General features: G+C 42.0%; 12 protein-coding genes. 4 read left to right on the top strand and 8 right to left on the bottom strand.

Going from position 1 to position 12,538, the window contains the following annotated elements; translation table 11 throughout:
* Positions 1-40: 40 nt before the first annotated feature.
* The 5 genes from ABIB50_RS24055 to kaiC form a co-directional block, all read right to left on the bottom strand.
* On the bottom strand, positions 41-2,170 hold the full coding sequence (locus ABIB50_RS24055) for a formylglycine-generating enzyme family protein (protein WP_429384013.1): 2,130 nt from the start codon (positions 2,168-2,170) through the stop codon (positions 41-43).
* A 62-nt stretch (positions 2,171-2,232) separates the two neighbouring features.
* The gene (locus tag ABIB50_RS24050) at positions 2,233-3,888 is read right to left on the bottom strand and encodes a PAS domain-containing sensor histidine kinase (protein ID WP_429384012.1); all 1,656 of its coding nucleotides are present in this window, start codon (positions 3,886-3,888) and stop codon (positions 2,233-2,235) included.
* Between the two features lie 6 nt (positions 3,889-3,894).
* A complete protein-coding gene (locus ABIB50_RS24045; protein WP_429384011.1) occupies positions 3,895-4,200 on the bottom strand; it encodes a circadian clock KaiB family protein in 306 nt (101 codons plus the stop codon).
* A gap of 9 nt (positions 4,201-4,209) precedes the next feature.
* Entirely contained in the window at positions 4,210-4,503 is a 294-nt protein-coding gene (locus ABIB50_RS24040; RefSeq protein ID WP_429384009.1) for a circadian clock KaiB family protein, read from the bottom strand.
* Positions 4,496-6,238 (bottom strand): circadian clock protein KaiC, encoded by a 1,743-nt coding sequence (kaiC, locus tag ABIB50_RS24035; RefSeq protein WP_429384007.1) that lies wholly within the window; start codon positions 6,236-6,238, stop codon positions 4,496-4,498. The genes ABIB50_RS24040 and kaiC overlap by 8 nt, the downstream gene beginning before the upstream one ends.
* 420 nt (positions 6,239-6,658) lie before the next feature.
* Between kaiC and ABIB50_RS24030 the strand changes: the two genes are divergently transcribed.
* From ABIB50_RS24030 to trxA, 4 genes are all read left to right on the top strand, one after another.
* Complete coding sequence (locus ABIB50_RS24030; protein WP_429384006.1) at positions 6,659-7,024, top strand: response regulator transcription factor; 366 nt, start codon at positions 6,659-6,661, stop codon at positions 7,022-7,024.
* 88 nt (positions 7,025-7,112) lie between these two features.
* On the top strand, positions 7,113-8,366 hold the full coding sequence (locus ABIB50_RS24025; RefSeq protein WP_429384004.1) for a C10 family peptidase: 1,254 nt from the start codon (positions 7,113-7,115) through the stop codon (positions 8,364-8,366).
* Positions 8,367-8,474: 108 nt separating this feature from the next.
* Positions 8,475-9,623, top strand: a complete 1,149-nt coding sequence (locus ABIB50_RS24020; protein ID WP_429384002.1) for a Gfo/Idh/MocA family protein — start codon at positions 8,475-8,477, stop codon at positions 9,621-9,623.
* A gap of 59 nt (positions 9,624-9,682) precedes the next feature.
* Positions 9,683-9,979: a thioredoxin gene (gene trxA, locus ABIB50_RS24015; RefSeq protein ID WP_429384000.1), complete on the top strand. Its 297-nt coding sequence runs from the start codon at positions 9,683-9,685 to the stop codon at positions 9,977-9,979.
* Between the two features lie 122 nt (positions 9,980-10,101).
* On the opposite strand, the gene ABIB50_RS24010 is transcribed toward trxA, so the two are convergent.
* The 3 genes from ABIB50_RS24010 to ABIB50_RS24000 form a co-directional block, all read right to left on the bottom strand.
* Entirely contained in the window at positions 10,102-10,587 is a 486-nt protein-coding gene (locus ABIB50_RS24010) for a hypothetical protein (protein ID WP_429383999.1), read from the bottom strand.
* A gap of 49 nt (positions 10,588-10,636) precedes the next feature.
* Complete coding sequence (locus tag ABIB50_RS24005; protein WP_429383997.1) at positions 10,637-11,710, bottom strand: DUF3810 domain-containing protein; 1,074 nt, start codon at positions 11,708-11,710, stop codon at positions 10,637-10,639.
* A gap of 88 nt (positions 11,711-11,798) precedes the next feature.
* Positions 11,799-12,326 (bottom strand): DUF2911 domain-containing protein, encoded by a 528-nt coding sequence (locus ABIB50_RS24000; RefSeq protein WP_429383995.1) that lies wholly within the window; start codon positions 12,324-12,326, stop codon positions 11,799-11,801.
* Between the last annotated feature and the right edge of the window lie 212 nt (positions 12,327-12,538).

Below are 12,538 nucleotides of genomic sequence, written 5' to 3'. Positions count from 1 at the left end.
TTTATAACAACAAAGGCGATCAATTGATCGCCTTTGTTGTTTATTTGCTGTCTGCGACACATCTAAATCCGAGCGTTGCGGCGCGGTCCATGCCTGGCGACATTAAAAGATATTTGCCATATTTATTTACCTCTAACGCCGGCGGGAAATACCAGCCTGATGTTTGAGCGTGAAAGTAACTACTGCCCTTTAATATAGCCGTGCGGCTATGTGCATCCGTATATTCATCTGTCCATTGCCAAACGTTACCTGCCATATCCATTACACCAAAAGTGCTTGCACCAGCCGGATATTCATTTACCTTAGTGGGCTTGCGCATGGCGCGTGTAGTATCAGGCACAGGGTAATTACCCTGGTTTTTGTCGTTACCCCAGGGATATAGCCTGCCATCTGTACCCTGAGCTGCATATTGCCATTCCCATTCGTGCGGCAATCGTTTACCGGCCCATTTGGCATAAGCGCGTGTATCTTCTATTGATACCCAGGTCACCGGCTGATCCGCTGTACCATCCGCATAGTTGCCGTTAACCCAATCTTTTAAAAAGTTATGATCATCTGCCGGATGATATTTTGAGGCCGTTAAAAACGCTTTAAACTGTTTATTGGTTACCGGGTATTTATCTATATAAAATGATTTTATGCTTAGCATATGTTTTTGCGAGCGCGATGGGTGCGTTTCCCATGGGTGTTGTACGCCTACAGCAGTTGGTAGTTCATTTCCTTCTATCATTACCCCTACCGATTCAAACTGGTAACTATCGGTACCGGGAATTTTTATCATTCCTTCAGTATCTTTAAGCGGGGTCTTTGTGCTGGCGATAGGCACCATTTGCTGAGGGATGGGGTTCCAGGCAGTGCTAAAGCTTTTTAATTTACGTTTACTCAAAACCGCCATTGTTTTTAAGAAGCTCAGTTCTGATGGTTTAACAGCATTGTTTACAATCATCACCGCGCCATAACCATGCCCTTCTATCCCGAAACTTAAAACCGCGTTCCCGTTTTTTATCTCAGGTTTTAACTGTTGGCCACTCCACAAATCGTAATATTTTTCATTTTGATGATAAGGCAGGCTAATTTGTTCGCCGTTAACATCGGTGCTATCTCTATTTATAAAGGTATAAACGGTTCTGTTTTTACCGGGGAATCTGGATGCAAAGACTCCTTTTTGCAACACGGAGATATAGGGCTCCCAATCGTTGCTGCTCCAAACGTCAGGGAATTGGTGATAAATTGTGCTTATGCGCCGTATGGTTTCGGCATACCTGTCGGCTATCTGGTTCCAAACTGTCCATATGTTTTCCCACGAATTATAACCTATGCCGTTAAAAAATGAATACTGCAGATCGTCTGTTTTATTGATGGCCCAGCGATTGGTTATATTAACCTGGTGCCTGGGTTCAAACCATTTATAAATACTAACGCCGGGCGCATATTCATACCCCCAGTAATACCCCCAGCTTAGGGTATTCCATTCCGCCATTTTTAAATCATGAAGATTTAATTCTGGCTGAAATGCCATTGAATAATTTTCGGTCTTTGCCGCTGTGTAAAAATCTTCAGATACGCCGGCCATCGTATCGCCATTCAAGCCATCAGCGCCCAATGCCTTCATTTCATTAATCAAAGCCTTTGGCATGGTAAGGGCTATTCTTTGTGTACCCCTATCCCAAATCATTATCGGGAAAAACACCCGCACACCTTTAGCCTTAAAATCTTGTATCATTTGCCTTACAGCTGTTTTGCCACCCGGTAAATCAGCAGTAAGGTCAAACTGGTTGCGGTTGTCTATGCCTATGTTTGGGTAAGTTGGCCAAATCAGCACCGCATCAATACCGCCATAGCGTTTTTTCAGATCGTTTAGATACCGGCTAACGGTGTATTTGCGCGTTATAGGATCATAAAAATAACGATCGTGCGCCATCATCTGCACGTAGATAAAGGTATGCTTAACCCATTGTAAGCGTGGGTTGGTGTATAAAGCACCGTTATAGTTTAAACGTTTTTGCTCATTGTCGCGCCAGGCCTTTAAACCAATAAGCCAGTTTTCGCGGTCGGCAGCACTTGCAGGGCCTTTAAAAACTTCTTTTAACGCACCTGAATATACAGGTGCCTGCGCGTATGTATTAAACTTTAAAAACAGCAGCAAAAGTAGGGTATACCTGGTATTCATACTTAAATTATTGATTGTTATAAAAGTATGAAGTTAGTTTTTTATGCCGAAAAACTGTGTGTTTACGCCAGCGGCAATTCAAAATAAAAAGAGGATCCTTTTCCTAAAGCGCTGTCTACCCCTATTTTACCGAGGTGGTGATTAATGATCTCCTTCGATATGTAAAGGCCCATACCTAAACCGCTCGACATGTATTTCTTATCCTCCACCCTGTAAAACCGTTCAAAGATCCGCTCTTTTTGTTCGGGTGAAAGACCGATGCCGTTATCAGTAACAGATACACGTACCTGTTCATCGCGTTTTACAGCGCTTATAAGCACGTTATTATCATCGGGCGAATACTTTACCGCGTTATTAATTAAATTCATTACCACCTGCTCCAAACGCTCTTCATTTCCAATAACTACCAATCCTGTTTCGGCGGTGTTTTCAAAATTATAATTAGGGTACACATGCCTGGCATTTTCTGTGCATTGCCTTACCAGCTCCGTAATATCAACCAGGTGCATAGCATACTCTAACCGGCCGGCCTGAATCTTACTTACATCCAACAGGTCATCTATCAGGCGCTGCAGCTTGTTTAAGGAGATAATAGCTTTATCAATGTATTGCTTAACCACATCGGGCAGGGTTTCTTTTTTATGGCTGATGAGCTGCAGGTAGCCTTTTAAACTGGTTATAGGGGTTTTAAGCTCGTGGCTGGCAATGCCTATAAACTCGTCCTTCTTTTCCATCGCCCGTTTTTGCTCTTCAATATCGGTTGCGGTACCCATCCAAAACAGGATGTTTCCGGCATCGTCTTTAAATGGCAGCGCCCGGTTTAAATGCCAGCGATAAGTGCCATCGGCACGTCTGTACCTGTTTTCCACCTCAAACACTTCGCCCGATTGTATGGAAGCATTAAATTTTTCGGTGGTTAGTTCAAAATCGTCGGGATGGATCAATATTTTACGCCGGTCATTATTATCCAATAAATTGAAGCCTGCATACTCCTCCCATCGTTGGTTATAAAAGTTTGGTGTACCATCGGGCAGGTTTGTCCATGTCATTTGCGGCATGTTGTTGGCCAGCAGTTTAAAGTGCTCGCGGCTTATTAACAGATCTGCGGTTCTTATCTTTACTGTTTCTTCTAACTCATCGTTTAGCCTTTCGGTAGCGGCTTGTGCCTCTGCTAATTGTGTATTACGTACTTTAAGCTGGCGTTCGGCATCTTTTTGAATGGTAAGATCGGTCAGTATCAAGCTCAGCGCCAACCCTTCATCCAACTCTAATGTATTGCATGACAACAGGCAGCTAACATTTTCGTGTTGAAAGCTTAATAGTTCTATCTCTTCCTTGCACTCTTCCTTCCAGGCGCTTTTTATCAGTTGGTTATATTTATTCTGCTGCTCTGCCGGTATAAAAGTTTCAAACGGGAAACCTATCACCTTCTCCAGCGGTATATTCACCATCCCGGCAAAGCGCGAGTTAGCGTACAGTATCAGGCCCGATTCATTAATAGTTACCGCGCCTTCGTTCATTTTTTCAATAAACATCCGGTAGGTCTGGTCGGCGGTTTTAAGTGTATAAAGCTGATGGCCTTCTTCACCCTGGATCACTAACGCGTCTACCTGGCCGGTTCGGATAGCATCAATGGCATCATTGGCCTCCTCCAACTGGTAACGAAGCTCATCTACCTCGTTCAGTAATTCATCATATGTTAATTTAGTGCGTTCCATTAAATATCAGCTTACCCCTAACCCCCGTAGTACCTTTTGTTTATTTGACATATCGCCTATTAAACGGCGCTCTACCCCCGGACCTTTTTTTATGAGCATGGGCACGGCAATAATTTGTTCTTCCTGCGCCATTAAAGGTTGCTGGTAAATGTCAATGACCTCCAGCTCATACCGCTCCTTCAAAAACTCCTCGCAGATCTCCTTTAGATTCAATATAGCGCGGGTAGAATTTGGCGATGCACCCGTTACAAATAAGCGTAATTGGTATATTCCGTCTTCATCATATTCGGGTATTGATGGTTGTTTTGTCATTATAGTTGCTTATGCCGGCCGAATATTTAAACCCACTAATACTTTCTCTTCGTTTGACAGGTCGCCTATTATCTTTCGTATCGGCTCGGGTACTTTGCGTACCAGCGTAGGTATGGCAAAGATCTGGTCGCCTTCGGCAAGCTGGGGTTGTAACAGCAGGTCTATCACCTCAATTTTATATTGTCCTTTTAAGTGCTCTTCACAATATTTCTTAAGATTAGCCAATGCGGTAACAGATTTTGCTGTTTTTCCTGCAATGTATAACCGTAACTCGTATGCCTTTTCTTCTTTTTTCTTAGCCATTGTTTTCACCTTTCTCGCCGCCGTGTTCTCCACGTCTGCGGCTGGTTATTTCTTCCCGCGTTTTGCTGCTCGCTTGTTTTACCAGCTCTTCCTGCCGGTACATTTTGTTCAATTCTTCCTCGGCCGATTCAAACTCTGTTTGCAGGTTTGAGATCTTGGCTTCTAACACCTTGCGTTTACGCAAAAGCTCCCGGTCCTTATTACCAACAGCAAACTCGCGCAGCAAATAGCCCGTTTGTTCCTGCAATTTCTGTGCCTCGCGTGCCGACCCTGTTAATACGCCATCAGGGCCCAAATAAACTTCAACCAGGTCAAGGCCCTTATCTGTAATAATAAACTCGCGTACCTGGTTTGAGTGCTTCATACCGCGCGATTTCATGATGTACATACCTCTGTTACGCTCGCCGTTAAATTCAATGTCCCTTACCATTAGCCATGCGTCTACCAACGAAGACACCCCCTCGTCTGTTTGCTCAGTAATTATGCTATTTAGGGTTAGGGCAGTAAACATAACGGTTATTTGTTCCTCCTGTAAAAAATCTATCAGGCGTATCAGCATTGCTTTTACCTCACTTACCGAGCCAACAGTTATCAGGTTGGTAATTGGATCAAGCACAACAACCTCTGGCTTAAATTTCTTGATGATTTTGTACATAGCCACCAAATGCATCTCTAATCCATGCAAAGTGGGGCGCGACGCGTGGAACTTTAAAATGCCCTTATCGATATGCTTTTGCAGATCGACATTTATAGAGTGCATGTTGCGGATGATTTGCTTAGGCGATTCTTCAAAAGCAAAATAGATACATTTATCGCCGCGCTTACAGGTTTCATTAGCAAAATAGGCGGCTATACTGGTTTTGCCGGTACCTGCCGTGCCCGACACCAATATGCTGCTGCCCTTAAAAAACCCGCGCCCGCCAAGCATAGTATCCATTGCCGGTATACCTGACGAGATGCGATCGGACGATACTTTTTTCTCCAATTTTAATGAAGTAATAGGCAATACTGATATGCCTTCGTCGTCAATTAAAAATGGATATTCGTTAGTACCATGTACCGACCCACGGTATTTAATAACACGCAGCCTGCGGGTCGAGATCTGGTTGATCACTCTATGATCTAATAGAATAACGCAGTCTGATACGTACTCTTCCAGTCCCTGACGGGTCAGGGCCGGGCCTTCTCCCTTTTCACCTGTAATAATAGCGGTTACGCCTTTTTCTTTCAGCCATTGAAACAGGCGGCGCAGTTCGGCACGTAAAATAGCCTGGTTGGTTAAACCCGAAAAAAGGTTCTCCAGGGTATCCAATACCACGCGTTTTGCTTTTATGGTATTAATAGCATGATCAAGGCGGATAAATAAACCTTCCAGGTTATACTCGCCCGTTTCTTCTATCTCGCTACGATCAATATGTACGTAATCAAGCTTTATTTTTTTCTGCTCCTGTAGTTTATCCAGGTCAAAGCCCAGCGAGGCCACATTCATGCTCAGTTCAGAAGCTTTTTCTTCAAAAGCCATAAATACACCCGGCTCGTCAAACTCTACGGCTCCGCGAACCAAAAACTCAACCGACATCAGTGTTTTGCCGCAGCCGGCTTCGCCGCAAATTAATGTCGGTCGCCCCTTTGGCAGGCCACCATCTGTTATTTCATCAAGCCCGGTAATACCTGTTGGCGTTTTTGGCAACGAGGAATGATGTGATTGTGGTGTGTTTTTAGCGGTTGTGCTCATCTTTAAAAATATATCGTAACGCTTTTAACTTCAAATCTTCAGCAAATATTAAATCAGGTATTATAATATCACTGATAATTAAATTGTTTGAAAAAAAATGTTTGTGTATCAAAAATTTTATATTTTTTGTGTGTGTGGAGGGATGTCAATAAAATAAGATCGGAAAGTGAAAGTGCAGCTCAATTAAAACAGGTATTGCTTATCCTTAAAATGTAATTAATTTATAAATTAATAAAATATCCTATAAATATAATTAGAATGAATTTGGAAAATGTACCTTAATTGTCCACCCATTAATGCTTCAAAAATCTGTTTTGGCGCTAAACTATTAGCGTAATTTGATGTTATAACTTATACATTTGGCTATCTTTTACCAAAGGTGAATAACAGTCAGATTTTTATTTCAGATATCTTATACCAATGACACAGAGCCCAAAAAAAATAATGATAGCCGATGACGATCCCGGTATTGTTGATGCAATAGAGATGCTCCTTGAATTTGAAGGTTACCAGGTTACATCAACCGTTAATGGAGCTACAGTTTTAGAGATGAAAGAAGAGCTGCCTGATCTGTTATTATTGGACATCTGGATGTCCGGCGAAGACGGTAGGGACATCTGTAAAAAACTTAAACAGGTAGACCTCACCAGGAACATCCCGGTTATTATGATCTCGGCCAGTCGTGATATTAAAGAATCGGCTATGGCAGCAGGTGCCGACGACTTTTTGGCCAAGCCTTTTGAGATGAATGAACTGTTGGCTAAAATAAAAAGCCTGACGGTTTAAATACTTAATAGCAAGATTTTCTTTATAATTATTGTTAATTAAACTATTATTTAATTAACTTAGTGATAAACTAAACACTTATCACATCATGACAAAAATCTCGCTTTATTGCCGGGTATTAACTGTAATGTTATTATTCGCAACCTTTTCTTGTAAGAAAAACTATTTAAACAATCCCGATTCTCCGCAAACGGTAGCTAAGATTGTCGATTCCAATGCTGTTTCTATGTCTATTGCCGGTGTTGCAGCGGTACAAAATGGCAATATTGTAAGCCAGGAAAATCAGAAAAAAACTAATAGTAACTCACCTTTTCAATCTAAACAAATTTTAGACTCATTAGCTGTACCAGATAATGTAAACCCATCTTATTATATTTTTAATTACGTGGGTGGTGGCTATTCTATTGTGTCTGCTGATAACCGTATACAACCCATATTAGCCTATAATGATAAAGGACATTTCGAAAATTCACCCCAATTACATCCGGGTTTGATAAATTGGTTATCGGTAACGCATAAAAATATACAACTTATCAAAAAAGATCGCATTTACAAAGCTCCAAAAAAAGTAACTAAGCTTTGGGCTAGTTTGGCAACGGCAAATTATGTTGGGCAACATAAACTGACTGTTAATAATGTTCCACCAGAGGAGTGCCATGAGTACAACTATAGCAATACGGTAGGGCCTTTACTTTCAACAGCTTGGGGCCAAGGATATCCTTTTAATGTTTTCTGTCCAAGCGGAAGTTACGAATTAGGACATACTCCTACAGGCTGTGTAGCTACTGCTATAGCACAAATTATGCGATATTGGCAATACCCGACTACATACAGTTGGAGTACAATGCCGGCAGATAAGTACGGCTCTTATTCATCTTCATTAGCTCAATTAATGGTGGATATAGGCAATGATGCAGGTATGAATTGGGATGACAGCGGCTCGTCTGTGAGTGGTAATCCTGAGGCAGGTGTTTTTAAAAATAGCAGGTTTGGCTACAGTACTGCCACGCTGGCAAGTTTTAATTATATTAACGTTGTTAGCAATCTAAATGGGGGCATGCCTGTTTTAGTTTCCGCGACTTACAATAATCCTTTTTTTGGAATAGCCACTGGTCATGAGTGGGTTTGCGATGGTTACACAGATCTTGTGTGGAATTATTGCGATGTAGATGGCAACGCTTATGGAGGGGAATTTATGTACCTGCATATGAATTGGGGATGGAATGGAACAGCTAATGATTATGCGTATTATGGTCTTGTGAATTGGACTCCAAATGGCGATCCTACAAACTATCATTTTTATCAGTACAATCAGAAAATGATTTACAACATTCATCCATAGTATTGCATCTTCCCAAAAAGACTTCCTGAAATTTCAGGGAGTCCTTTTTTGTTATTACAGACCGTTCATTTTGTTATATTTTTATACCTTCATGAAAACTTATAAACTATGCAACGCCGTAATTTTATTAAAGATACCGCAGCAGTTGCCGCAGGCATGGCTTTATTGCCAAACTTATCATCAGCTGCAGCGCCAAAAGTTGTTTATGAACCTGCGCGCAATATCACCGAAAAAGTATTTGAAAACCGGATAAAATTTTCGGTTATTGGTATTAACCACAGCCATATTTACGGCATGATTGGCGCGGTAATGAAAGGTGGCGGCGAGCTGGTATCCTACTACATAAAAGAGGCCGACCTTGCCGCACAATTTGCAAAGCGTTATCCAAGAGCTAAACACGCCAAAAGCGAGGATGAGATCTTAAATGATAAGGCCATACAACTGGTATTAAGCTCGGGGATCCCTATCGACCGTGCGCCATTGGGTGTCAGGGTAATGAAAGCCGGCAAAGATTACCTGGTTGACAAACCAGGCGTAATAACTTTAGAGCAATTTGCCGAAGTTAAGCGTGTGCAAAAAGAAACCAAACGTATTTATTCTATTATGTTTAGCGAGCGGTTTGAAAGCCGTGCAACAGTTAGGGCCGGCGAGTTGGTTAAAGCAGGTGCCATAGGTAAAGTGATACAAACGGTTAACCTTGCCCCGCATAAAATGAGCCCTGAAACGCGGCCCGAATGGTATTTTGACCCGAAGTACTGCGGCGCTATCTTAACCGATATAGGTTCGCACCAGTTTGACCAATATCTATACTTTACTGGTAGCACCAAGGCCCAGATAGTGGCCTCGCAAATGGGTAATGTTAACCATCCGCAATACCCAAAGCTTTATGATTTTGGCGATGTTATGCTACGCGGTAATGGTGGTATGGGTTATATCAGGCTGGATTGGTTTACCCCCGGTGGTGTAAGCACCTTTGGCGATGGCAGGCTTACCATTTTAGGCACCGAAGGCTATATAGAGGTACGCAAGACTATTGATATTGCCGGCAGGCCCGGTGGCGACCACTTGTTTATGGCCAACCAAAAAGAAATTAAATATTTTGATTGCAGTAAGGACGCACTCCCCTTTGGCGAGTTGTTTGTGAACGATATTATAAACCGTACTGAAACCGCCATGCCGCAAACGCATTGCTTTTTAGCAACCGAGCTGGCATTACTGGCGACAAAAAAGGCAGAGATAATTGATGTGCATTTGTAAAAATTAAATTTAAACACATTGGTTTTTTGATTGTTATAAACTTAACAACATCAAATATCATGGCAAATTTCCAGGACATCATCGCATCAGAGAAACCGGTATTGGTTGATTTTTCGGCCGAGTGGTGCGGGCCTTGTAAAATGATGGCACCCATACTGCAACAATTAAAAAGCACCATGGGCGATAAAATAACGATTATAAAAATTGATGTAGACAAAAATCCTGCGGCCGCATCTGCTTATAAGGTACAAGGGGTACCCACCTTAATTATATTTAAACAAGGCGAAACCAAGTGGCGCCAAAGCGGTGTGGTACAAGCCAACCAACTGCAGCAAATTATAACGCAATATTTATAAATTATTTAACGCTTGCTTAGCATAACTTTATAATTGTGTGCTACAAAGGGCGCCTTAAAAAAGCGTTGATGTACCAATTGGAGAAACACATCAGCAATCACTACGTTTACGCGTTTTAAGGCTTACTCAACAAATACTTGTTTCTGGGTAATATCAATTACGCCTTTGCTGTTATCAAGCGCCAAGCGCACCACCACGTGGTATAAAAAGTTTTCGTAGATATAAATATTATCCTTCGCGTCCGATCCCTGGAAAAAAATGGCCAGGCCGGCCGCCTTTGTTTGGGCAACCAAATTAATTATATCCTGTGGGTTTGGGCTAACATAGCTTACCGTACGCAGTATAGCGCCCGTGGCAGTTTTAAAACCTGAACCAATGATAATAGTTTCTTTTTTAACGGGCTGCGCCATTGATTGATAATGCTCAACCACAAATCCATTCAACTCTTCGCCATATTGCATATACCATACTTTGCCCGCTGTAAGCGTGGTACCTGCCTGTGCGTTATTAAGGCTGGTTAAATTAATAAGGTTAAGCAAACTTATACTTTGCGCATGTAAATGCGTGCAGCATAAATAAACTATCAGGGTTAGCAGGTACTTCTTCATCAATCAGGGTAATAATAGCTAAAATTAATAAAATTCCGTTAAAGCACCATCATTTTGTGTACCAGGCCATTAACAGCAATACCATTTGGTTATAGGTATCCATACCATGGGGCTGGTTATTGGCTTTTAAATAATCGTCATAAAAAACACTGCTTAACAAGCCTATCTTACTCCTGAAAGCCATCCAATAGGCGTGTTGCCCCCTTACATCGGCCCGCACCGCTGCTGATATATGTGTTTTTAATTCGTTACTGGCAACAGTGTCACGGCGGCGAAGCGCATGCATACACTCACTCATTGCCATTTGATACACAGAGTAACGCAGCAAACGGTCATGCGAACCTATGCCTGCTAAAAAACCCGCAAAATTAGCTTCATCCTCAGGCCCAAAACCTATTTGGTGCGACATTTCATGGCAGGCTACAAACGGGCGCTCAAAATAGGGCATCTGGTAATTCATCTGCGCTTCGGAGGTAAATGGATTATAATAGCCTGAGGTGCCTAAATAGTTCATTAGTGGAGTAAGCAGCGAGGGTTTGATATGGGGATTCCAGGCCCGAAAGCTAACAGAATCAGCCGAGATCTTACTAATAGCGTTTACAGCAGTTTGGTAAATGGAAGCGTTGTCTTGCAGGGTATCAGCACGGGTAATGCGGGCGCGGGCGGCATTAGCGCTATCAATGATGATACAGGTAACATTTTGCAGATCGGCAGTGGTAAAGCTGGTATCGCGTAAGCTAAGCCGTTGGGCGGCCGATGGGCGGTAATAGTTTAATCCCCAAAAAAGGTAAAAGATAAGCATGCCGGTTTGCACGCCTATAATTATACCCAGCACCAGCGTGCCTGCGTTTTTAAATTGTTTTTTAAAAGCTAATATTATCAGCTTAATAAATAAGTAAATTAACCAGGCAACCACAGCAATGTAAAGCAGGTCGCCCACACTAAAGGGGAAGATATTTAATATGGGATGCAATACCCGGCAAACAGCAACATACAAACCCTGCGAGTAATACCGTTCTACCGCTGCCGGATGATCTTCAAAAACAGCTAACAGAAACAGCGTTATTGCCAATATCGCAATAGCAAATAAGCGCTTATGTATTTTATTAAATTGGTACGGCATTTATAAAACAAATATAGGCTATGCCAGTCAAAAAAATAGCGATGGATTTGAAACCCACCGCTATCAAGCTATACAACAATAGTTGCAGTTATTTTATCGATACCGGGATTGATGTAGTATCCCATACCAGTTCAAAACCTTTTGAGGTTATTACATATTTTAAACGCTCGGTCATTGGTGCCGGTTTACCAGTAACGGTTACAGCTAACACATCTTTTGCTGGATCTTCGTTAGCAAGTCCGCCACCTTTTATACCCCATTGGCCGGTTTGCGAATTAAACGTAACTACAAATTCTTTTTCGCCTGGTGTAACAAACAATGAGTATGAGCCTGCAGGCAATTTTTTGCCTTCAACCATAATGTCTTTGTCGGTTGTAAATTTGGTGGCTTCGTTTGCGCCAGCTCTCCACATTTTACCGTATGGCTGTAAGCCACCATAAATTTTACGTCCTTTTACAGATGGCGAACCATAATTGATGCTGATAGTTGCGCCGTGCACTTTGCCGCTAACGCTATCGCGGGGGCTGGCTACTACTTTTTGTGCAGATGCGGCAGTTGAGCATAACAACGCAACTACTAATACTGCTAATGCCTTTAATTGAACTACTTTTTTCATATTTTGGTTAGTTTGATTTACAGTATAAAGATAAGTTGAAAATATCGTTGCTACCAAAACAATAAAGTTGAAAATTTATTGCACTAAATAAAACCAAACAATATACAAGATGTTATAACAGCTGACTTGCATTGCAGTTAGGAATTGACTGAGGGTTTCATAGCCCAAGGTTAAACAATTGTTGTGAGTTGGCCCTTGCCCCTTAAAGGTAA

The sequence above is a fragment of the Mucilaginibacter sp. UYCu711 genome (assembly GCF_050433825.1).
Lineage (GTDB): Bacteria > Bacteroidota > Bacteroidia > Sphingobacteriales > Sphingobacteriaceae > Mucilaginibacter.
This window is presented reverse-complemented; position numbering and strand designations above follow the sequence as displayed.